At 72.0% G+C, this 20848-nt stretch carries 20 protein-coding genes; 1 reads left to right on the forward strand and 19 read right to left on the reverse strand.

Annotation, left to right across the window (positions count from 1 at the left end; translation table 11 throughout):
- Position 1: 1 nt before the first annotated feature.
- From lepB to ACFQS2_RS16395, 19 genes are all read right to left on the reverse strand, one after another.
- Positions 2–577 (reverse strand): signal peptidase I, encoded by a 576-nt coding sequence (gene lepB / locus ACFQS2_RS16305; RefSeq protein ID WP_377794454.1) that lies wholly within the window; start codon positions 575–577, stop codon positions 2–4.
- 7 nt (positions 578–584) lie between these two features.
- The gene (gene rplS / locus ACFQS2_RS16310) at positions 585–935 is read right to left on the reverse strand and encodes a 50S ribosomal protein L19 (RefSeq protein WP_377020350.1); all 351 of its coding nucleotides are present in this window, start codon (positions 933–935) and stop codon (positions 585–587) included.
- 294 nt (positions 936–1229) lie between these two features.
- Positions 1230–1982, reverse strand: coding sequence for a tRNA (guanosine(37)-N1)-methyltransferase TrmD (trmD, locus tag ACFQS2_RS16315; protein WP_377794456.1), 753 nt, complete (start codon positions 1980–1982; stop codon positions 1230–1232).
- An 8-nt stretch (positions 1983–1990) separates the two neighbouring features.
- The gene (gene rimM / locus ACFQS2_RS16320; protein ID WP_377794458.1) at positions 1991–2578 is read right to left on the reverse strand and encodes a ribosome maturation factor RimM; all 588 of its coding nucleotides are present in this window, start codon (positions 2576–2578) and stop codon (positions 1991–1993) included.
- Positions 2575–3534 carry a hypothetical protein gene (locus ACFQS2_RS16325; protein WP_377794459.1) on the reverse strand — a complete coding sequence of 320 codons (960 nt, stop codon included), beginning with the start codon at positions 3532–3534 and terminating at the stop codon, positions 2575–2577. The genes rimM and ACFQS2_RS16325 overlap by 4 nt, the downstream gene beginning before the upstream one ends.
- Before the next feature lie 55 nt (positions 3535–3589).
- A complete protein-coding gene (locus ACFQS2_RS16330; RefSeq protein WP_377020346.1) occupies positions 3590–3832 on the reverse strand; it encodes an RNA-binding protein in 243 nt (80 codons plus the stop codon).
- A gap of 1 nt (position 3833) precedes the next feature.
- The gene (gene rpsP, locus ACFQS2_RS16335) at positions 3834–4316 is read right to left on the reverse strand and encodes a 30S ribosomal protein S16 (protein WP_377794460.1); all 483 of its coding nucleotides are present in this window, start codon (positions 4314–4316) and stop codon (positions 3834–3836) included.
- A 294-nt stretch (positions 4317–4610) separates the two neighbouring features.
- A complete protein-coding gene (locus ACFQS2_RS16340) occupies positions 4611–5987 on the reverse strand; it encodes an Nramp family divalent metal transporter (protein WP_377794462.1) in 1377 nt (458 codons plus the stop codon).
- 118 nt (positions 5988–6105) lie between these two features.
- On the reverse strand, positions 6106–7248 hold the full coding sequence (locus tag ACFQS2_RS16345) for an amidohydrolase family protein (RefSeq protein WP_377794464.1): 1143 nt from the start codon (positions 7246–7248) through the stop codon (positions 6106–6108).
- Between the two features lie 136 nt (positions 7249–7384).
- Positions 7385–7717, reverse strand: a complete 333-nt coding sequence (locus tag ACFQS2_RS16350) for a DUF559 domain-containing protein (protein ID WP_377794466.1) — start codon at positions 7715–7717, stop codon at positions 7385–7387.
- A 921-nt stretch (positions 7718–8638) separates the two neighbouring features.
- Entirely contained in the window at positions 8639–10255 is a 1617-nt protein-coding gene (gene ffh, locus ACFQS2_RS16355; protein ID WP_377794468.1) for a signal recognition particle protein, read from the reverse strand.
- A 116-nt stretch (positions 10256–10371) separates the two neighbouring features.
- Positions 10372–12702, reverse strand: a complete 2331-nt coding sequence (locus ACFQS2_RS16360) for an HD domain-containing protein (protein ID WP_377020340.1) — start codon at positions 12700–12702, stop codon at positions 10372–10374.
- A gap of 4 nt (positions 12703–12706) precedes the next feature.
- Positions 12707–13045, reverse strand: coding sequence for a P-II family nitrogen regulator (locus ACFQS2_RS16365; RefSeq protein WP_377020339.1), 339 nt, complete (start codon positions 13043–13045; stop codon positions 12707–12709).
- Positions 13042–14454, reverse strand: a complete 1413-nt coding sequence (locus ACFQS2_RS16370; protein ID WP_377794470.1) for an ammonium transporter — start codon at positions 14452–14454, stop codon at positions 13042–13044. Before ACFQS2_RS16370 ends, ACFQS2_RS16365 begins: the two co-directional genes overlap by 4 nt.
- A 201-nt stretch (positions 14455–14655) precedes the next feature.
- Positions 14656–16173, reverse strand: a complete 1518-nt coding sequence (ftsY, locus tag ACFQS2_RS16375) for a signal recognition particle-docking protein FtsY (RefSeq protein WP_377794472.1) — start codon at positions 16171–16173, stop codon at positions 14656–14658.
- 263 nt (positions 16174–16436) lie between these two features.
- Positions 16437–16607, reverse strand: coding sequence for a hypothetical protein (locus ACFQS2_RS16380; protein WP_377794474.1), 171 nt, complete (start codon positions 16605–16607; stop codon positions 16437–16439).
- Between the two features lie 82 nt (positions 16608–16689).
- Positions 16690–17115, reverse strand: a complete 426-nt coding sequence (ndk, locus tag ACFQS2_RS16385) for a nucleoside-diphosphate kinase (RefSeq protein ID WP_377020335.1) — start codon at positions 17113–17115, stop codon at positions 16690–16692.
- A gap of 45 nt (positions 17116–17160) precedes the next feature.
- Positions 17161–17589: a DUF4233 domain-containing protein gene (locus ACFQS2_RS16390; RefSeq protein ID WP_377794476.1), complete on the reverse strand. Its 429-nt coding sequence runs from the start codon at positions 17587–17589 to the stop codon at positions 17161–17163.
- 2 nt (positions 17590–17591) lie between these two features.
- Positions 17592–18941, reverse strand: coding sequence for a bifunctional folylpolyglutamate synthase/dihydrofolate synthase (locus ACFQS2_RS16395; RefSeq protein ID WP_377794477.1), 1350 nt, complete (start codon positions 18939–18941; stop codon positions 17592–17594).
- A gap of 233 nt (positions 18942–19174) precedes the next feature.
- On the opposite strand from ACFQS2_RS16395, the gene ACFQS2_RS16400 reads away from it, so the two are divergent.
- The gene (locus ACFQS2_RS16400; protein ID WP_377794479.1) at positions 19175–20827 is read left to right on the forward strand and encodes a hypothetical protein; all 1653 of its coding nucleotides are present in this window, start codon (positions 19175–19177) and stop codon (positions 20825–20827) included.
- Positions 20828–20848: the final 21 nt, after the last annotated feature.

Consider the following 20848-nt stretch of genomic DNA (forward strand, 5'->3'; position numbering starts at 1 on the left):
ATCAGAGGGAGCCGCTGCGAGTGAGAGGCCACACGATGCGGTCGACGTCACCGACGACGCGCTCTGCGGGGATCATCCCGCCGCCCGGTGCGCCCAGCAGGTGCCGAGAATCGGTGGAGTCGGAGCGGTTGTCGCCGAGGACGAACATGCGCCCGGCGGGGACCCGGAGATCGAAGTCGATCTCGCTGGGCGCGGTGCCCTCGGGCAGGTAGGGCTCCTCGAGGGGCACGCCGTCGACCGTGAGGGCCCCCGCGGGGTTGCAGCAGGCCACTCTGTCGCCGCCGACGGCGATCACGCGCTTGACCCAGTACCGGCCCCCGTCCGCCTGTGAGGGGGCGAAGTAGCCGGTGCCGTCGAAGACGACGACCTGCCCGCGCTCGGCCTCGCCGCGCTGCGTGCGGTCGGCGAGGATCACATCGCCTCGGGCCAGGGTGGGCTCCATCGAGGCCGACGGGACACGGAAGGGCTGGACGACGAACTGGCGCACCGCGGCCGCGGTCAGCAGGAGCAGCACGACACAGACGGCGGCGGCCACCACCAGGTGGGGCCGCCGCCGTCCGCTGCTGTCCGGGGTCATACCCGGATCAGGAGTGCTGGCGCTTCTCCTTGATGCGGGCCTTCTTGCCCGTCAGGCCGCGCAGGTAGTACAGCTTCGCGCGGCGCACGTCGCCGCGGGTGACGACCTCGATCTTGTCGACGGTCGGGGCGTGGATCGGGAACACACGCTCCACGCCGACACCGAAGGAGACCTTGCGGACGCGGAAGGTCTCGCCGACGCCGTGGCCCTGGCGGGCGATGACGTAGCCCTGGAAGACCTGGATACGAGAGCGGTTGCCCTCGACGACCTTCACGTGCACCTTGACGTTGTCGCCGGCGCGGAAATCGGGGACGTCCTCGCGCAGGGACGCCTTGTCGAGCTCATCGAGCTTCTGCATAGTGTGTCTCCAGCCCTCCGCCTCAGGTCGGACGGCATCGTTCGCGGGGCGCTCGTCGGCGCCCGTCCTGAACCGTCGATCCGGCGAGGAGCAGGCTCCTCGTGCCGGTGTGCTGGGCCTCTGGCAGCGACTCCCATCGCCACGGATCTGCCCGGCCGCTCGGTGCGTCCCTCCCCTGAGGCAGAGGGGCGCGCGGCGTGCACAAGGGCTCATTCTGTCAGCGCACGGAGGCCCCGGCAAGCCCCGACCCGTGGTGAGAGCGCTGGTCAGCGTCGGCGAACGGTGTCGGATCCGTCACCCGAGAGGGGCCGGGCCCTCGTCGTCGGCCGGAAGCAGGTCGGGCCGGCGTTCGCGGGTGCGGCGGCGGGACTGCTCCCGGCGCCAGGCGGCGATGCGCCCGTGGTCACCGGAGAGCAGGATCGGCGGCGCCTCGCGCACGGTCCCGGCGGGGTCCGTCCAGGACGCCGGACGGGTGTACAGCGGGTACTCCAGCAGCCCGTCGGAATGGGACTCCTCGACCAGGCTGGCCGCGTTGCCGACCACTCCCGGGATCAGCCGGACGACGGCCTCGGTGATGGCCAGGACGGCGACCTCGCCGCCGTTGAGGACGTAGTCGCCGAGCGAGACGAGGGCGACCTCGTGCCCCTGGTCGGCCAGGTGCTCGTAGACGCGCTCGTCGATGCCCTCGTACCGCCCGCAGGCCAGGACGAGCCACTCCCGCTGCGACCAGTCCTGGGCGGTGGCCTGCGCGAAGGGTGCGCCGGCCGGGTTGGGGAAGATGATCAGGGGGTGGGCGTCGGCGCCCTGCGCCTCCCGGCCGGCGGAGAGCACGGCGGCGAAGGCCTCCGCCCACGGCTCGGGTTTCATGACCATGCCCGCTCCCCCGCCGAGCGGGGTGTCGTCGACCGTGCGGTGGCGGTCATGGGTCCACGTGCGCAGGTCGTGCACGTGCAGATCGAGGATCCCGTCGCGCCGCGCCTTGCCGATCAGGGACAGATCGAGCGGGGCGAGGTACTCGGGGAAGATCGTGACGACGTCGATGCGCATCGGAGGGCTCAGCGTTCGTCGGCCGGCGCCGGAGCGGAGGTGTCGGGCCCGTCGTCAGGGTCCTCCTCCGGCAGCTCGTCGAACAGGCCTCCGGGCGGGTCGGCCACGACGGTGCCGCCCTCAAGATCGACCTCGGGCACGAGCTGCTCCACCAGCGGCAGCTGGACGCGCTTGCCGCTCGGGGTGCGGACCAGCAGCAGGTCCTGCGCCGGGTAGTGGTCGACGCCGGTGACGGTGCCGAGCTCCCGGCCGTCGACGTGGCGCACGTCGAGACCCTTCAGCTGCGAGGGGTACCAGGCGTCGGGGTCCTCCTCGGCCTCCTCCTCGGCGTCCACGGACAGGGCCAGCTCGGCGCCGCGCAGCGATTCGGCGCCGGTACGGTCGGTCACCTCCTCGAAGGTCGCGTACCAGCGGTCCTGCTGGAGCCTGGTGCCGCGCACGGTGAGGGTCCGCTGCCCCTGACCGCCGGCGACCTCGAAGACCGTGCCCGGGGCCAGGCGCTCCTCGGGCTGATCCGTGCGCAGGTTCAGGGCGACCTCGCCCCGCAGGCCGTGCGCCCGGCCGATGGTCGCGACGATGACCTCGAATGTGCTCATACCAGTCCTTCGTCTCCTTCGTCGCCGGTTCCGTCGTCGCCCTCCGTGGGCTCCGGTGAGGAGTATCCGGCCGTGTCGCAGCTGGTGCCCAGTTCCGCCAGGGGCTCGCGCAGCCCCTCGGAGGAGGTGTCGCCGTCCAGGGCGTCCTGGAACGGTGCGCGCACCTGCTCGAGTGCCGCCCGGACCCCGTCGTCGTCCACGGCCTCGATCTCGGCGGCGAGCAGGTCCGCTGTGGCCTGCACGTCGTCCATGCGATCCGCGGGCACCGCCCGGGGGCTGAGGCCGACCAGCTTGAACATGTTCGAGGTCAGCACGTTGGCATTGGCGAAATGGGTCAGGGTGCCGGGGGTGTCGAACACGTCCGCGCACACCAGCGTGGCGGGCTTGGTGCCGTCCTCTCCGGGCTCGGCGGCCCAGCTCGCCGCCTCGGAGACGCTCGCGCACTGGCCGGCCACCTCGCCCCAGGCGGTCCGGAAACCGTCCCGATCGAGGTCGGCACCCTCCTCGGGCTCGGTGCGGAACCACTCGGCGAGCGTCGTGGCCGCGGCGCGGGCGTCCTCGGGGGCGCTCTCGAACGCGGCCTCGACGTCGTCACCGGTCATGGCATAGAAGAAGGGGTCCGACGGGCCGGCCTCGGGCGCGGTCCCGGCGCGGTCGAGGACCGTTCGGGAGAGGGGGTCGGTGTAGTCGGGGTCGCCCCAGAACTCCCCGCACGACGCGGTGAGGGCCGGATCCGGGGTCGTGGGCTCTGCGGTCGTCGCCGTGCCCGGGTCTGCGGTGCCGGGCCCGGCCGTGTCCTCCGGGTCTGCCGTGCCCGAGGAACACGCCGCCAGCAGGAGTGCAGCGCCCAGGGCGACGATCACCGCACCGGCGCCGCGCCGACCTGCGCCGTCGGCCCTCCGGCCGGCCCGGTCGTGCGCATGCCAGGAGCGGCCCTGCCGAGTCCCAGCGACCATGTCGAGCATGGCCGGAGAGCCGGCAGGGCCGCTCCTGAAAGCAGTGCGAGGCACCTCAGCGCCGGTCGACGTCGACGATGTCGACGCGCACGTCGTCCTCCGACAGGGCCGCGGTGACCGTGCGCAGGGCACGGGCGGTGCGGCCGGAGCGGCCGATGACGCGGCCGAGATCGGCAGGGCCGACCCGGACCTCGAGCAGCGGGCCGCGGCGCGTGGACTTCTCGCTCACGCGGACGGCGTCGGGATCATCGACGATGCCGCGGACGAGGTGGTCGAGAGCTTCGGCGCGGGTGCTCATCTCACGCCTCGTCGGTCGATGCGGCCTCGGCGTCCTCGACGGACTCGCCCTCGGCGGGGGCCTCCTCGGAGCCGGGCTCGACACCCTCCTGGGCGCTCTCGCCCTCGGTGCTCTCCGACTTCTTCGCGCTCTGGCGCGACTCTGCGGCGGACTTGTCGGCGTCGGCGATGAGCTCGTCGGCGGACTTCTTGGACCCCGCGGTCTTCAGGGAGCCGGCGGGGTCGCCCTCGCCCGTGAACTTCTGCCAGTCGCCGGTGACCTTCAGCAGCGCAGCGACCTGCTCGGACGGCTGCGCGCCGACGCCGAGCCAGTACTGGGCGCGCTCGGACTGCACCTCGATCAGCGAGGGCTCCTCGGTCGGGTGGTACTTGCCGATCTCCTCGATCACGGCGCCGTCGCGCTTCTTGCGCGAATCGGCCACGACGATGCGGTAGAACGGTGCACGGATCTTGCCCATGCGCTTCAGACGGATCTTGACAGCCACGTGGGTGGACTCTCCTTCAGGGATGTTCGGGTGAGTCCCGCCGCAGCCTGTGGGGTGATGCGGGCGCTGACGGTCCTCGGGGTGTCGTGCACCGGCGGATAGAGGGCCGGCCAGGGCACATACACAGGAGAGTATGCCAGGGATGCGGCCCGACTGACCAGCCGCGCCCGTGTGCACCGGGGCACACGGCGGGGCCGTCGGCTGCTGCCGCCCCGGTGGCGGTGTGCTGATCGTACCGGCCGTGCGGTGGCGGACGGCACGACGGGCCGACCACGGGCTTGGGGCGCCGAGGCCTCACCCGCCCAGCGCACCGATCGCCTCGAGCAGCTGGTTGGCGCCGAGGACGACGAAGACCAGGGCGATGATCCCGAGGACCACGTTGAGCACCCATCCGTTGCGCCACGCCTGCGGCATGTGCCGCGAGTTCAGCAGGAACAGCAGCGTCAGGGCCAGGAACGGCATGAACAGCGAGCCCAGGACCCCGTAGGCCACGATCACCTGCACCGGCTTGCCGAGCAGGAGCAGCAGCATCGGCGGGAACGTCAGCCACAGGATGTAGAAGCGGTAGTAGCGACCGCCGATGCCCCGGTCCCGATGGCCCTCAGGACGCCTGCGCACATGTCCGAAGAAATCCGCGAACATGATCGAGACGCCGTTCCACACCCCCAGCATCGACGAGAACGACGAGGCCCAGAATCCGATCAGGAAGACCCAGCTCATCGGCTCCCCGTACCGGGAGGCCAGGACCTCGGCCAGATCGACCAGTCCCTGATCACCCTCCTCGATGGCGATGCCGCCGGAGTAGAGGAGCTCAGCACCCACGACGAGCATGGCGACCACGAAGATCCCCGAGATCACGTAGGCCATGGCGTTGTCGATGCGCATCACGCGCATCCAGCGCGGGGTGGACCATCCCTTCGCCGCCAGCCAGTATCCGTAGGCCGCCAAGGTGATCGTGCCGCCGACGCCGCCCGCGATGCTCAGGGCATAGAGGAGCCCGCCGTCCGGGACTCGCGGAACGAGTCCGAGGAGGATCTCGCCGATGTTCGGAAGGGTGACGATCGCGGCGCCGACGACGGTCACGAACATGACTCCGACGAGGACCGCGATGATCTTCTCGAGCCGGTGGTAGTGGCCGAGCCAGACCAGCGCCGCACCGATCAGTCCGCAGCCGACGGCGTAGACCATCAGCGGCACCTCGGCGACGCCCCCGATGGCCCCGACCACGGGCAGTTTCGGGACCAGTGCCACCAGGGGCAGCGCGGAGGCCGACATCGCCGTCGCGCCGTACACGAAGCCCCACACCATGATGTACGGGCCGAAGTAGAGCGAGGTCCACCAGCCCAGCCTCCGCCAGCCCTCGAAGATGGAGTGACCCGAGGCCAGGGTCCACCTCCCGGCGCCCTCGACCAGGAAGATCTTGATGATCACCCCGGCGACCGCGGCCCACAGCAGGGCGTAGCCGAACCGGGACCCGGCGACGAGCGTTGCGACGAGATCGCCCGCACCGATGCCGGTCGCAGCCACCACGATGCCGGGGCCGATCAGTCGCCAGCGCGGTGGGGGCTCCGGCTCGGCCCGCGCCCCCGCCGCTGCGCCGGCTGTGCCGGGCCCGCCCGGTGCGTCCGGCGCGGGCGTGGCGTCGTCGCCAGGATGCTGCTGTGGATCCATGGTCCGATGCTACGGGCACCGATGCCTCTGCTCCGGGAGGTTCGCCCCCGCGGGTGCTCCGTGCTGGCGCGGCAGCGACAATGTGCCAGCGCTCGGCGATCGCCGCGAGGGGGAGCGCTCAGCGGCCGCGTGGGAGCACCCTGCCGCCCAGCACGATCGCACTGCGCTCGCGCAGGGCGGTGTGGTCGCTCCGCGGATCCCGCGGCAGGACCAGCAGATCGGCGGGAGCACCGTCCTCGAGGCCGGGGACGCCGAGGAACCGACGAGGTGCCCAGGCGGAGGCCTCCAGGATCTCTGTCCCGGTCAGGCCCGCCCGGGAGAGTTCATCGAGCTCGTCATGGATGATGCCGTGGCCGAGCACTCCCCCGGCGTCGGTCCCCACCAGCAGCTGGACCCCCGCGTCGTGGGCGTCCCGGGTGCGCTGGAAGCGGGCCTCGCGCAGCCGGCGCATATGAGCGGCGTAGGCGGGGAACTTCTTCTCGCCCTGCGCGGCGTACGTCTCGAACTCGTCGACGTTGACGAGGGTGGTGACCACCGGGACCTCGGCCGCGGCAGCTTGCGCGATGGTCTCGTCGGTCAGACCGGTGGCGTGCTCGAGGCAGTCGAAGCCGGCGTCCAGGGCCAGCGGCAGCGTCTCCTCGTCGAAGGTGTGGGTGGTGATCCGGGCTCCGGCGTCGTGGGCGGCTCGGGCGGCGGCCGCGAAGTCCTCGGCGTCCCAGCACGGGGTCAGGTCGCCGACGTCGCGGTCGATCCAGTCGCCCACCAGCTTCACCCAGCCGTCGCTGCGCGCCGCCTCCTGAGCCACCGCGCCGGGGAGCTGCTCGGGCTCCAGCTCATGGGCGTAGCCGCGAAGGTATCGCCTCGTGCGGGCGAGGTGGCGCCCGCAGCGGATCAGCCGCGGCAGGTCACCGTGCCGCTGCAGCGGGGAGTTGTCGATGATGGAGCCGGCGTCGCGGATCAGGAGGACTCCGGTGTCGCGGTCGGTGAGGGCCTGATCGCGCGCCGTCTCGAGGCTGGTGCCTGCCCCGTCGCTCCCGATGCCGATGTGGCAGTGCAGGTCCGCGAGGCCGGGAACCACGAAGCCGTCGACCTCGGCGACCTCCGTCCCGGCCGGCAGCTCGGGTCGCTCGTGATGGATGCGCCCGCCCATCACCCAGGCCTCGGGGATCTCCTGCTCCGGCCCCAGCAGCACCGGCCCCCTCAAATGCAGGACGGCCTCGTCGCCGTGCTCGGGTGCCGTGGCAGTCGCTCCAGTGCTCATGCCTCGAGGATATCGACGCCTCGTCGCTCCGCGGCCCCGTCCCAGCCCCCACGGCCCAGCGCCCCGGACCGACGCGTTCGGTTCCGATGTGTTCCACTGCTTGGAACATATCGGAACCGAACCGGGGTACTCACGGTCAGCCCCGGGACGCATCACGATCCTGGCCGGAGGCCGGCATCCGTGCCCGGATGGCCGCGTCGAGGCGCGCGAAGAAATCGGCAGGCCGCTGGAAGTCCGCGACGGAGATCCTGAGCACCTTCCATCCCAGATCGTGAAGCACCTCGTTCTTATGCAGATCGCGCTGCCACGTCCGCCTGTCCTCGCGGTGGTGCTCGCTGTCATATTCGATCGCGATCCGCCACTGGTCATATGCCAGGTCTATGTAGAAGAGGGAGCCGGTCGCACCGTCACGCACCGAGACGTTGGGCGCAGGCTCGGGGTAGCCGCGAGCGCAGATCAGCAGCCTCATCCTCGTCTCCATCGGCGACCACACCCGCTCCCGCGCTTCGTTCGAAGCTCGGCGCACGGCGCGCGCGCCCCGTCCGCAGGAACTTCTCGCGTCAGCTCGGATCTGCTGCAGGGGCACGCGGATGCTCGCGCCGTGACGGTCCGCAGCCAGGGCGTCGACGCACGCCACAAGTTCCATCCGGGACAGCTTCGGGGCGATCTCCTGGAGTACGGTGACGGGCGCCGAGATCGTCAGTCCGCCGAACTGGATGGTCGGAGCGGGCCGTCTCTGGTGAACGACGAGCGATGCCTGGGTCCTCCGAGCCCCGCCGCGACCCATGCGACAGTGCAGCGCTGCGCCCTCCCTGCGGGTCAGCCGCCGAGGCAATGGCAGCCCCCGCAGTTCGGCTGCGGTCTCATCGCTGATCACGGAGCCGGGCACGACGACGGTCTGCAGGGCGAAGGCCACGTCCCTCAAGGGTGCCGGAGCGTCCGCCCGACAGCACAGGCCCGGGAGTGGGGACGTGATCGCTTCGGACGCGAGCACCCTGGGATGCATGCCCTGCTCGCGGAGCACACGACGGGAGTACATCGTGCCCGGCTTCATGTCCCGAGCCTCTCTCAACACCATGGGCGGGACCATATTGGTCGCGTCAGGTGGCGTTCCGGTGCCACCGGTCCGGTGTGCAGGACGACGCTCTGGGGAGGAAAGGTCCTCGCCGGAGACATGACGTGCACGTGCCGAGAGCGGCGTACCCCTCCCTGGTGCCCGGCCGCGTCGCGACCCGTACCCTGCGCCATGCCCCGTGCCGGCCGACAGTGCTACACGACGCCCTACCACGATGGGTTTTGATTTGTTCCGGCACGCGGAACAAATCGGAACCCAACCAGGCCCGCGAGGCGCGTGGCCGTCGGCGCAGGGACTATGCCCCACGGCGTCACGTCACTTGCCGCCGAGCAGCTTCTGCATCTCCGGGGGCAGCTGACTGGGGTCGAAGTCGGCCGCGCCGGGAGTGCCCTGGGTACCGGCTGCAGTGCCGGCGCCGAAGGCCGAGTCGCCCTGCGCGCCCTGGCTGGCCTTCTTGGCCGCCTCGGCCTGCTCACGGGCCGCCTTCGCGGGGTTCTTCGACTTCGACTTCTTGACCTGCTTCTGCGGGGCCTGCTTGCCGCGTGACTTCTTGCCCATGCCCATGCCGGGCCCGCCGGGCATCCCCGGTATCCCGCCACCGCCGGGCATGCCACCGCCGCCGCCGGCCATGCCGCGACCCATCGTCTTCATCATCTGCTGGGCCTGCTTGAACCGCTCGAGCAGCTGATTGATCTGCTGGACCGTGGTACCGGAACCTCGCGCGATGCGGTTGCGGCGCGAGCCGTTGAGGATCTTGGGGTTGTTGCGCTCCTCCGGCGTCATCGAGCGGATGATCGCCTCGACCCGGCCGATCTCGCTCTCGTCGAAGTTCTCGAGCGCCTCGCGGTACTGGCCCATGTTCGGCAGCATCCCGAGCATCTTCTTGATGTTGCCCATGCTCTTGAGCTGCTGCATCTGGGCGAGGAAGTCGTCGAGGGTGAAGTCCTCGCCGGAGGCCAGCTTCTGCGCGGCCTTCTCCGCTTCCTTCTGGTCGAAGGCCTTCTCGGCCTGCTCGATCAGGGTGAGCACGTCACCCATGTCCAGGATGCGGTTCGCCATCCGGTCCGGGTGGAAGCGCTCGAAGTCGTCGAGGCTCTCACCGGTGGAGGCGAACAGGATCGGGCGCTCGGTCACGCCGGTGACGGACAGGGCGGCACCGCCGCGGGCGTCGCCGTCGAGCTTGGAGAGGACCACACCGGTGAAGCCGACGCCGTCGCGGAAGGCCTCGGCGACACGGGCGGCATCCTGACCGATCATGGCGTCGACGACGAACAGGGTCTCGTGGGGATTGACGGCGTCGCGGATGTTCCGCGCCTGCTCCATCATCTCCTCGTCGATGCCGAGACGGCCCGCGGTGTCGACGATGACCACGTCGTGCTGCTGGAACTGCGCGGTGGAGACGCCGTTCATGGCGACCAGCACCGGGTCGCCCACGCCGTTGCCGGGCTCGGGCGCGAACACGGGCACGCCTGCTCGTTCGCCGACGATCTGCAGCTGGTTCACGGCGTTGGGGCGCTGGAGGTCGGCGGCGACGAGCATCGGGGTGTGCCCCTCGCTCTTCATCCACTTCGCGAGCTTGCCGGCCAGAGTCGTCTTGCCGGCGCCCTGGAGGCCGGCGAGCATGATCACCGTCGGGGGGTTCTTCGCCCAGCCCAGTTCACCGGTGGCACCGCCGAGCACCTCGACGAGCTCGTCGTTGACGATCTTGACGACCTGCTGCGCGGGGTTGAGCGCCTTGGAGACCTCTTCACCGAGGGCGCGCTCGCGGACGCGGGCGGTGAACGAGCGCACGACGGAGACGGCCACGTCGGCGTCGAGCAGGGCTCGCCGGATCTCGCGGATCGTCTTGTCGACGTCCGCTTCGGTGAGGCGGCCGTGGCCGCGCAGACCCTTCAGCGACGCTGTGATGCGATCGGAGAGGTTGTTGAACACGAAGCGCTTCCCCTTGGTCGTATGGACCGCACCAGTGTAGTGGCCTCGTCTGCACCTCCCCAGCGGCGCATGAGGAGAGACCTGACACGCCGCCGATCGCCTCGGCCCGGACCGGCTCAGGTCGCGGCGGCGTCCATCAGTGCCGAGACGATCCGGCCGACGGTCGGCGGGTCCAGGGCGCGGCCGTGCTCATCGGTCAGGTACAGCACGTCCACGGCCCGCTGGCCGAGCGTCATCACGTGGGCGCTGCGCACCTGCAGCCGGTGCACGGTGATCACCTCGGCCACGTCCGCCAGCAGGCTGGGACGGTTGCGGGCGTTGACCTGGACCACGGTGGCCTCGCGGGAGGCGCCGGGCAGCAGCGTGACCACGGGCGTGTCCTCGGTGGTCCGCGGTGGCGGCGCCGGGGGCAGCTCGAGGACGCGGGCATCGGGCCGGTCGCGGTGGGCGAGCTCGTGGTCCAGGGCGGTGCGCAGCACGGAGGGGTGCGGGAGGTCCGACGGGGCGACCGCGACCCACCAGGTGTTCACCGCGACGCCGTCCATGGTGACGACCACGGCGCTGTGCACATCCAGCCGCAGGCGCACCAGCACCCGGGCCATCGCGGCGAACACCCCGGAGGCGTCGGGGGCGCCGACGCAGATCTGCGAGATCGGCTCGTTCTCGGTCGGTGCCGGGTAGATCACCTGGGCGCTGTCGGTGCGCTTGACCGCGGTGAGCACCGCATCCTGCACGGACCGCTGCGGCGTCAGCACCAGGCGCGGCGCGGGGGCGGTACCGGTGAGGGCGTCGCGGGCGAGGTCGGTGAGGTGGTCGACGAGGTCGGCGCGCCAGGTGGACCAGGCGGCCGGCCCGGCGGCGATCGCGTCGGCCTCGGTCAGGGCGCGCAGGATCTCGAGCGTGTCCAGGTCGTGGCCGACGGCGGACAGCAGGTCGCGCAGGGTCGCGGGATCGGCCAGGTCCCGGCCCGTGGCGAGCCCGATCAGGGTGAGGTGCTCGCGCACCAGCGTGCCGATCAGTGCGGAGTCGGTCTTGTCGAAGCCGAGATGGCGGGCGGCGGCCTCGGCCAGCGGCGCGCCCTCGGCGGCGTGGTCACGCGCGCCGGGCCGCTTGCCGAGGTCGTGCAGCAGCGCCGTGACCAGCAGCAGGTCGGGACGACCGACGCGCGGCAGGAATCGCTGCGCCTCCAGGACGGTCTCGACCTGGTGGCGGTCGACCGTGAAGCGGTGGACGGCGGAGCGCTGCGGGCGGTTGCGGATCTCGCTCCAGCCCGGGACCCACCGGGCGAAGACACCCTTGACGTCGAGCGCCTCGTAGACGTCGGCGAAGTGCTCGCCCGCGAACGCGTCCACGAGCACGTCGCGCTGGACGGGCAGCAGCGGGTCGGTCCCGCCCTCGGCCATGCGCGCCAGGGTGGCGTCGGCCAGTGGCAGCCCGGTGGTGGCGGCGTGGCGAACGGCGGCGAGGTCGCGCAGCAGATCGCGCACCGAGGGGTCCACCGAGACCTCCCCGGCCTGGACCAGCACGCCGTGGGGCAGACGGGTCAGGGCGGGCCGACGGTCCGTGCCGGCGCCGCGGGTGGCGGCACCGCCCGGGGCGATGGCGGCCTCCGCGGCGCGGACGGTGCGGTGCAGCTCCCAGGTGACGGCGCGGGCGGCTTCGGCGAGCACGGTGTGGTGGTCGTCGGCCGTGGCGTGCCCGGTCAGCGCGGCGACCGCGTCCTGATCGGCGCGGCCCAGGCGCGTGCCCGAGGAGCCGGTGACCGCCTGCAAGGCATCCCGGGCGTCCCCGAGGGTGCGCGCCGCGGCGTCGACCACGGCGTGATCGTGGTCCGCCAGCCAGCTCTCGGCGATGGCCCGGATGACCGTGACGTCGCGCAGCCCGCCGCGGTCGGACTTGAGGTTCGGTTCGGTGGAGTGGGCCAGGGCGCCGTAGCGGTGCGAGCGGTCGAAGGCGAGGTCGACCAGGTCGGAGACCCGCCGGCGTGCCTCTCGGCGCCACTGGGTGCGCACGCGACGGGCGGTCTCCTCGACCATCTCCGCATCCCCGGCGACGTGGCGCAGATCGAGCAGGGAGATCGCTGCTCGCAGGTCGTCGCGGGAGACCTGTTCGCACTCGCTCGGGCTGCGGACAGCGTGATCCAGTGCCGTCCCGGAGTCCCAGATCGGGTACCACAGGGCGCTCGCGAGCCGCTCCGACTCGGAGGCGTCCAGACGCTCCGGGTCGATCAGCAGCACCAGGTCCAGATCGCTGCCGGGTCCGAGGTCCCGCCGCCCCAGGGAGCCGATCGCTGCCAGGGCCGCGCCGGACGCGGGACCGCCGGCCCCCGTCCACAGCTCGCTCAGCCAGCCGTCGACGAGGGCGGCCTGCTCGAGTCTGCGGGTGGGGCCGGCGGAGGGATCCGCGAAGCCGTCGTGGAGAACCTGCGTGATCCGGCGTACGGACAACGCCTCATACGGCATCCGCGTCCCGTTCCCCGGTGCGCACTCGCACGACGGAGCCGACGTCGGTGGTCCAGACCTTGCCGTCGCCGATGCGCCCGCTGCGGGAGGCGGCGACGATGAGGTCGATGATGGCGGCCTCGTCCACGGTCTCGGCGAGCACCTCGACCTTGATCTTCGGGATGGTGTCGATGGTGTACTCAGCACCGCGGTAGACCTCGGTGTGACCACCCTGGCGGCCGTATCCGGCGACCTCGGTGATGGTCAGGCCGCTGACCCCGTACTCGCGCAGGGAGTCGGTGACCGCCTGCAGGGCGTGCGGCTGGATGATCGCGGTGATGAGCTTCATCGGGGCTCTCCTGTGGTGATGGGCCGGGGATCGTCGTCGGCACCGTCGGTCTCTTTCGCGGTCGTCGAGCCGACGGTACCCGGTGCGGGGTTCCGGGGCTCCCGGGACGCTCCCCCACCGGAGGAGGGCGCGGCGGTCGGGGCCGGCCCCCGGTCACGACGACCGGAGAGGGCTCCGGCGAGATCGTAGCCGGACTCGGCGTGGTGGGTGACGTCGATGCCGGCGAGCTCGTCGGCCTCGCTGATCCTCCAGCCCATCGTGTACTTCAGGGCCAGGCCGATCACGGCGGTGAGCACGCCCGAGATGAGCATGGCGACCACGGCCACCACGATCTGGACGAGCAGCAGGCTGACGCCGCCGCCGAAGATCAGCCCGCCCTCGTCGGCGAGCACACCGATCAGCACGGTGCCGACCAGACCGCCGACGAGGTGGACGCCGACCACGTCGAGCGAGTCGTCGATGCCGAAGCGGTACTTCAGGCCGACGGCGAGGGCGCACAGCGCACCGGCGACCAGACCCATGACGATCGAGGTGACCGGGTTCAGGGCGGCAGCGGCCGGGGTGATGGCGACCAGGCCGGCCACCACGCCGGAGGCTGCACCCAGGCTGGTGACGTGCTTGTCGCGGATCTTCTCGACCAGTGCCCAGCCGAGCATCGCGCCGGCGGTGGCGACGGTCGTGTTGACCCAGGCCAGGCCAGCGGTCTCGTCGGCCGTTCCGGCGGAGCCGGCGTTGAAGCCGAACCAGCCGAACCACAGCAGTGCGGCGCCGAGCATGACCAGCGGCAGGTTGTGCGGCCGCATCGGCTCCTTGCCGAAGCCCTTGCGGGCGCCGACGATCAGGGCGAGCACGAGGCCGGCGATGCCGGCGTTGATGTGGACGACGGTGCCACCGGCGAAGTCGACCGGTTCGGCGATCGCCGCGAAGGGCCCGTCACCGCTGAGCAGGCCACCGCCCCAGACCATGTGGGCCAGGGGCGCATAGACGATCAGCGACCAGACGAAGGCGAAGACCATCCAGGTGCCGAGCTTGACGCGGTCGGCGATGGCACCGGAGATCAGGGCGGTGGCGATGATCGCGAAGGTCATCTGGAAGCCGGCCGCGACGAGGAACGGCACGCCGGCCTCGCCGAGGATCGACTGATCATCGGTGCCGCTGAGTCCGAAGTACTCGACGGGATTGCCGAACAGAGTGCCGACGTCGGTGCCGAAGGCGATCGAGTATCCGGCCAGCGTCCAGGCGATCGCGACGACGGCGATGGCGCTGAAGGACATCAGCATCATGTTCAGGACGGTGCGGGCTCGCACCATGCCGCCGTAGAAGAGAGAGAGGCCCGGGGTCATCAGCAGGACGAGGGATGCACTGGCGAGAATCCAGGCAGTCGCCCCCGTGTCGAGGGTGAAGTCCATGTCGGCTCCAGGGTGGAGGGGACGGCCCGCGCTCCGTGGGGAGACGGGGCCGCTCGACCAGGCTGGTCGCGCCTCACATAGTGGGGTGCCCGCGCCGGATAACCCACACTCAGAAGCTGGCGTGATCAATCCGTGACCCAACAGGTCGCTCCGCGGGACGACGGCGGGACGACCCGGAGTCCGACCGCCACGCTCCCGGCGCTACTCCCCCAGCAGCGCGTCGACGAAGCCGTACGGGTCGAACGGGGTCAGGTCGTCCATGCCCTCGCCCAGGCCCACCATCTTCACCGGGACGCCGAGCTCGCGCTGGACGTTGACGACGATGCCGCCCTTGGCGGTGCCGTCGAGCTTGGTCAGCACGATGCCGGTGATGTCGACGGCCTCGGCGAACACGCGGGCCTGCTGCATCCCGTTCTGACCGGTGGTGGCGTCGATGACCAGGAGCACCTCGGCGACCTCGTCACCGTGCAGGCCCTTCTGGGCCACGCGGCGCACCTTGCCGAGCTCGTCCATCAGGCCCTTCTTGTTCTGCAGGCGGCCCGCGGTGTCGATGATGACCACGTCGGCGGTCTCCTCGAGGCCTTCCTTGACGGCGTCGAAGGCGACCGCGGCCGGGTCGGCGCCGTCGCGGTCGGCGCGGATCGTCTCGACGCCGACGCGGGAGCCCCAGGTCGTCAGCTGGTCGGCGGCGGCGGCTCGGAAGGTGTCGGCCGCTCCCAGGACGACGGAGCGCTCGGCGGCGACCAGGACTCGGGCGAGCTTGCCGACGGTGGTGGTCTTGCCGGTGCCGTTGACCCCGACCATGAGGATCACCGAGGGGACCTCGGTGCCGTCGGGGGCGGTGCGGCGACTGGCTGCGACGCGCCGGTCCAGGGCCGGGTCGATGAGGGTGACCAGCTCCTCGCGGAGGGCCTCGCGCACGGCGGCGGGGTCGTCGGTGCCCAGGACCTTGATGCGCCGGCGCAGGTTCTCCAGCAGCTCGTCGGTCGCGTCGGGCCCGAGATCGGCGAGCAGGAGGGTCTCCTCGATCTCGTCCCAGGTCTCCTCGTCGACGCCCGTGCCGCGGGTCAGCAGGGTGAGGATGCCGCGACCGAGCGCCCCGGAGCGGGCGAGGCGGTCGCGCAGGCGCACCATCCGGTCCGCCGGTGCCTCGGGGGTCTCCAGCACGCGCGGGGCGGCCGTGGCCTCCGGCTCGGCCTCGGGCTTGGCCACCGGTTCCGGCGCCGGTGCGACGGTCGTGTCCTCGGCCGGCGGCTGCTGCGGGGGCGCGCCGGTTTCCGTCGCGGCCGTGGCGTCGGCGGTGGGGGCGTGCTCCGCAGCGGGCGGCCCGCCGGCTCGGTCGGCCTCGTCGGTCTCCGGCCGCGCGGGCCGCACCTGCTCGGGCGCGCGCTCGCTCGGCGGCGTCGTGGGGGCCTCGGGCGGTGCGCTGTCCGCGGGGCCGGGTTCTGCGGTCGGCTCCGCCGGGGTCTTCTCGCCGGCGCTGGGCGCCGGGGGCGAGAGGGTGTCCGCCCAGCTGGGCGGGGCGGGCCGTTCCTTGACGGCTGTCGCCGAGCGGCTCTCTCCGCCGGCCGGCTCGCCGGTGCCGGGGCGCCGCTCGTCCTCGGGGCGGTCCGAGGACTTCTTGCCCCGGCTGCGGAGGTACGCCCACGCGCCGGCACCGAGCACGAGGACGCTGCCACCGCCGCCGGCGATCAGGGCGAGGATGTCATTGGGGTCCACGGGTCACCTCCGAGGTCGGGGAAGCCGACGATGCGGCGAGGACAGCGGTCAGTCTAGGCGGACGCCGTGGCGAGGCCCCGCCCCGGGTCAGCACTGTGGAGAAACGGTCCTGTGGAGAAGCGGTGCGTCCCACGCGGGCCGGGCGGTCGGCGGGCGTCGTCGATGGTCCGGCGAGCAGGCGACGGCCCGACACTCATGGGGGCCCGACACTCATGGGGCCACGTCACCGCGGGGCCACCTGGCCGCGGCCAGGAGTCCACGCGTCAGTTCTTCTCGCGCGAGGTCCGCGAGACGTGACGGCGATCGCGCGGCGTCGGGCCCTCGTCGTCGTCCCGGCGGCCGCGCAGATGGGGCGCGGCGACCGCGAACAGGATCCCGAGCGCCACCAGGACGGCGATCCCCAGGAAGACGATGGTGACGAGGGCCGGTTGCATGCCCATATTGTGCATCGCGCCGTGGGGAGCCCGCTGGATCTCCCGGCGCGGCGCGTGCCGCACGGACCGATGGGTCGGGTGCTCAGCCGAGCTCGGGGAACCAGATGCCGATCTCGCGGGCGGCGGACTCCTCGGAGTCCGAGCCGTGCACGAGGTTCTGGATGACCGGCAGGTCGTACTCCCGGGCGAGGTCGCCGCGGATGGTGCCGGGCGCCGCCTCGGTGGGGTTGGTGGCACCGGCCAGGGAGCGGAAGCCGGCGATGACGCTGTCGCCCTCGGCGACGAGCGCGACCAGCGGGGCCGATCCCATGTATTCCACGAGACCCGGGTAGAAGGGCTTGCCCTCGTGCTCGGCGTAGTGGGCGGCCAGCTCCTCGGAGGTGGCGGTGCGCTGGGCGAGGGCGGAGATCTCGTACCCCTTGGCCTCGATGCGGCGGATGATCTCCCCGCGCAGGCCGCGCTGGACGGCGTCGGGCTTGAGCAGGACGAGGGTGCGCTGTGCGGTCATGGCACCAGGGTACCCACGACGGCGAGAGGTCCCCGCATCGGCGCCTCAGCCCGCGGAGCCCTCGCCGTCCGGCTCGTCTCCCGGACCGCGGGCGGCGCGCACCCGGGCGTCCACGGCGTCCTTCTCCCGGTCCAGCTGGTGGCCCTTGAACACACCGAAGATGTACAGCCCGGCGAATCCGAGACCGACCACCCACATCGCGGTGACCTGCAGGCCCAGCAGGATCACGGGGAGCTGCAGCACCATGCCCAGCAGGTAGGGCCACCCGGCGCGCCGGAGCAGTCCGGAGCACAGCACCAGGGCGAGCGCGGTGGCCAGTCCCCAGATCCAGGTCACGGTCCTCTGGTCGGGGACCAGCTGGTGGGCGACGAGCACTGCGAAGAAGACCACGAACGCCTCGATGACGAGGATGGTGGCGGACAGGGCGCGCTGGGCGCCGTGGGCTCTGCGCGACGGGGCGAGGTCCAGCGGCATGGTCAGTCCTCCTGCGGGACGCCGAGCAGGTCGCGCACCTCGGCCACCAGCGTGACGGAGCCTGCGACGATCACGCCGCCGAACTGATCGCCCTCGGTCTCGGAGAGGTCCACGGCCGCCTGGATCGCATCGGGCAGGCTGCCCTGTTCGACGACGCGGTCGTCGTCGCCGAACACGTCGCGGGCGAGGTCGGCGAGCTCGTCGGTGGCGATGGCGCGCGGTGAGGACGACTGGGTGATGACCACGCTGTCCAGCACGGATTCGAGGGCGCCGAGGATCTCTTCGGCGTCCTTCTCGGCCAGGATCCCGACGACGCCGACGGTGCGGGTGAAGCGGAAGTTCTCACGGATGGTCTCGACCAGGGTGAGAGCGCCGGCGGGGTTGTGGGCGGCGTCCAGCAGGATCGTCGGCGACTGCCGCACGACCTCGGCGCGCCCGGGCGAGGTGATCGAGGACAGGGCGTCGGTGAGCATGTCCTTATCCAGGACGGTGCCGCCGTCGCCCAGCAGCGCCTCCGCCGCGGACACCGCGAGCAGGGCGTTGCGCGCCTGGTGCTCGCCGAGGAGGGAGAGGAAGACCTCCTCGTAGCGCCCCGCGATGCCCTGCAGGCTCAGCATCTGGCCGCCGACGCCGGGGGTCCGGGCGAGCACGCCGATCTGCTGGTCCTCGATCGCCGCGTCGGCCCCGAGCTCGGCAATCCGGTCGCGCAGCACGTCGGCGGCGTCCTCGTAGGGCTGGGAGGCGATGACCGCGGTGGCCTCGGCGGTGAGGATGCCGGCCTTCTCCCCTGCGATCTCGGCGATGGTCTCCCCCAGGTACTCCTGGTGGTCCAGGGAGATCGGGGTGATGACGGTGACGTCGGGACGGACCACACCGGTCGCGTCCCAGGTGCCGCCGAGGCCGGTCTCGACCACGGCGACGTCCACCGGAGCGGAGGCGAAGGCCTGGAAGCTCATGGCGGTGAGATACTCGAAGTAGGTCAGCGGCACTCCCCCGGCGGCCTCCGATTCGGCGTCGACGATCGCCGCGAACGGCTCGACGTCCCGGTAGGCCTGGAGGAAGCCCTCCTCGTCGATCGGGGCTCCGTCGATCGCGATCCGTTCGACGGGTGAGTGCAGGTGCGGGCTGGTGGTGCGCCCGGTGCGCAGCCCGGCCTCCCGCAGTATCCGCTCCAGGATCCGCGCCGTGGTGGTCTTGCCGTTGGTGCCGGCGATGCGGATCGAGCGGTAGGCGTGCTGGGGGTCGCCCATCAGCTCCATCACCCGCATGATCCGCGAGAGGTCCGGTTCGATCCGGTTCTCGGGGGCGCGCTCGAGCAGCGCCGCGTAGACCTCACGGAGCTCGGGCGACATGACCGGGCGGGACGTACCCGGGCGGGGAGAACTCGGCACAGCGGCTCCTGGGATCTGCGGGGCGTACGGGGCGCCGATCAGTGTACGAGGGACCGCTGTGATGGTTCCTCCCCAGCGCGTGGCCGTCCACCTCGATGGCACCGCCGGGCGCGGGAGCATCTGCCCGCTCATAGCCTCGATCCGACGGCCGGCGCGGCCAGCGCGGTCCCGGAGAGGCGAGGGGAGGCAGTGCGATGTCCCACGCGCTCGCGTTCCGGGGGATGGATACGCGGCGGGCCCGCGCCCACGGCGACCGGCTGCGCTCGGCGTCCGAGGATCTTGCCGAGCTCCGCGGGCGGCTGGACCCGGTGGTGGCGAGGGTCGGCTGGGTCGGCCCGGATGCCGACGTCCTCCGCGCGCGATGGAGCGATCTGGCCTCGGCGCGGCTCACTCAGCTGGGCACGGAGCTGCTCGCGCTCTCCGGCATGCTGATGGCCGAAGCCGCCCGGCAGGATGCCGCCTCCGCGGCGGGGGTCGCCGAAGCCGCCGGGCGGCCCGGACCGTTATCCGGCCACGACGGCCACGGCGACCGCGGTGCCACCGACGGATCCGGTTACCTGACCCGGGACGATCCGCGGTTGCCCGGCTGGCTCGAGGAGCCCTTCGAGGGTGCCGCGTCGGACCTCGCGGGCGTCGTCTCCGACGCGATCGGGTGGGGCGTCGACCAGGCGCTGGAGGGAGCAGGGTGGGCGGCCGGCCGGCTGGGCCTGGACTCCGACGGTCTCGAGCAGGCCCACCGGGACGGCGATGCCCTCGGCGGCCTGCTGGAGGACTGGGCCACCGGGGAGCGCGTGCCGACGATCGCCGAGCTGGGCGCGAGCACGCTGCTGGCTGCCGGTTCCGCCGCCATCGCACCCGCCGAGCTGGTGACCGACACCGGGCTCCTCGATCCGAGGACGGATGTCACCGTGCACGGCGTCCGCGAGATCCTCCATCCGTCGACCCCGCAGGACCTCGCCGATCTGATCGTCGCGAACGATGAGGCGCGGCGGTCGGGCGTCGTCGGGGTGGCGGCCGGCGGGTACGACGGCACGAGCTCGGGGCAGGTGCGCATCCAGACCGTCCGGGCGGCGGACGGGGGCGAGGCCTACATCGTCCATGCGCCGCCGACCGGCGGGGAGCCCATCTGGGATCCGCAGGCGTGGGGTCCGCAGGGAAATTCCGCCGGCTGGGACTCGAACCTGCGGTCCATGGCCGGACAGGAGTCCGCGGCGATGGCGGACGTCAGGGCCGCCATGGAGGCGACGGGAGTGCCGCCCGGCGCGGACGTCCTGTTCGTCGGCCACTCCCAGGGCGGGCTCACGGCCGCGCAGCTCGCGGCGGACCCCGCGTTCAACAGCACCAGTGGCCGGCTCGGCTCCTACGACGTCACCCACATCTTCTCGGTGGGATCCCCGGTCGAGACGGTCGTGCCGGCTCAGGGCCGCACCGAGGTGGTCAATGTGGCGCATAACCCGGTGTGGGCGCCGACGCCCCAGGTGGCCGGGTTCCCCTCGCCCGGGTACGCGCCGATCCACATCGCCGATCCGGTGCCGCGGCTGGATCTGGACGGGCATCGGGTCGACGGCAGCCGGGTCGCTGCGCCCAACGTCCGCGACGCCTGGCTCGATGCGCCGCAGCAGACGCATGGCGAATCCTCACAGATCACCAACGCGCACGAGTCCGTGCTGCGAACGTCCCGCGGTATCGATCCGACCGGCGGGTACTACGGCTCCGTGCGCGGCAGCACCGACAGCAACCCGGTCCTAGCCCGGCTGCAGGCCGACCTCGAGGGGCGCTACGTCGGCGAGGGGGTGGTCGTGGTCTCGGACCAGGTCGTCGAGGTCGGCCGGGAGGACATGCGCTGAGCGGCGTTCTTCGCCCGAGCT

The sequence above is a fragment of the Brachybacterium sp. GCM10030267 genome (assembly GCF_042666875.1).
In the GTDB taxonomy this organism is placed as follows: Bacteria; Actinomycetota; Actinomycetes; order Actinomycetales; family Dermabacteraceae; genus Brachybacterium.